Origin of the sequence: Okeania sp. SIO3I5 (assembly GCF_010672085.1) — a bacterium.
In the GTDB taxonomy this organism is placed as follows: Bacteria; Cyanobacteriota; Cyanobacteriia; order Cyanobacteriales; family Microcoleaceae; genus Trichodesmium.
The window spans coordinates 1-1009 of sequence record NZ_JAAHHT010000559.1 but is presented as its reverse complement, the minus strand read 5'-3'; the positions used below and the strand labels follow the sequence as shown (position 1 = coordinate 1009).

Genomic DNA, 1009 nt, shown 5'->3' with positions numbered 1-1009 from the left:
TAGTAGTTTTGACAACAGATATAATCCGTATATCCGTGGCGGAATCAGTGTCTAGCTCTTACTGCATCAACCTTGACCATATATTTATAAATATCAACTAACCGACTATGCAACAACTTTTGTTTGTTAAACAGACACTTTTGAAACTAGGGCATGGTTTTATCCAACTCCTGGTAATAATTTTCGTGCGCTTGCCTGTGGTGGTGTTAACGTTAGTGTTAGTGTTAATATTTCCTTCTTTGCGCCGGAAGCTCTACTCTCAAATACTCATTACAACTGCTGGTATTAGAGAAAAATTACCAGATAAGCTCCATTCTCAACTAGACTTTTTAATCCAAGTATTGCAGGTAACTGCCTACAGCAACGGCAACTCTGAAGTTATATACCCACTCCTGCAAGCAAACTTAGACAAACTCGACAATAACTTTGTTCACATCCTACAGACCTCGGCAACAGCTAAATTCTTAGGAGTAGAAACAAACGCAGCAAAATACATTGTCAGTATGTTCATCGCCAACGCTATTAGTGATTTCAGCACCTGCCTTAAGGACTTTCCACTCGGCAACAAAGCAAATAACATGGAAATCGTACCATCGCTGCCTACGAAAAAGCCATAATCGCAGTCGAACTCAGTCGCAGTTGGTCACAAGACGACGATCGCCGCCAAGAAATTCTTGCAGAATCTATGGAAGTCTACCAAAGCATCGTCCAATGTTTCGTCAACCTCCAGCAATACGACAAAGCAGTAGAATATACCGAGCGTTTCCGTTTTCGCATGGTAGCAGAATTAATGGCAAGCAAAGACATCTACCCAGACGCCGAAATACCACCCCAACTCCTAGAAGAATATTATCAGTTGCAACAACATTTGTATCATCTCCGTCACTCCACCTCCGAAGAAAGCAAACAACTCGCTACTGCAAATAGTCGATTTCATCGTCGCGACAGTAGGGAAGAAGCAGAGCAAAAGTTGACGGAAATTGAAAAAACAGAAGCAAAACGGCAGCAA

Annotated in this window: 2 protein-coding genes; both read left to right on the top strand. The window is 41.8% G+C overall.

All coding sequences use genetic code 11. The features are described from left to right. Nucleotides 1-107 precede the first annotated feature (107 nt). Nucleotides 108-617, top strand: a complete 510-nt coding sequence (locus F6K40_RS40535; RefSeq protein WP_293146079.1) for a hypothetical protein — start codon at nt 108-110, stop codon at nt 615-617. A 68-nt stretch (nt 618-685) separates the two neighbouring features. Further along, on the top strand, nt 686-1009 hold a 324-nt coding region (locus F6K40_RS40530; protein ID WP_293146077.1), incomplete at its 3' end, for a hypothetical protein.

Bases quoted from the DNA above. Each gene is read 5' to 3' on its own strand.
- F6K40_RS40535 (WP_293146079.1), top strand. From the start codon at position 108: ATGCAACAACTTTTGTTTGTTAAACAGACACTTTTGAAACTAGGGCAT.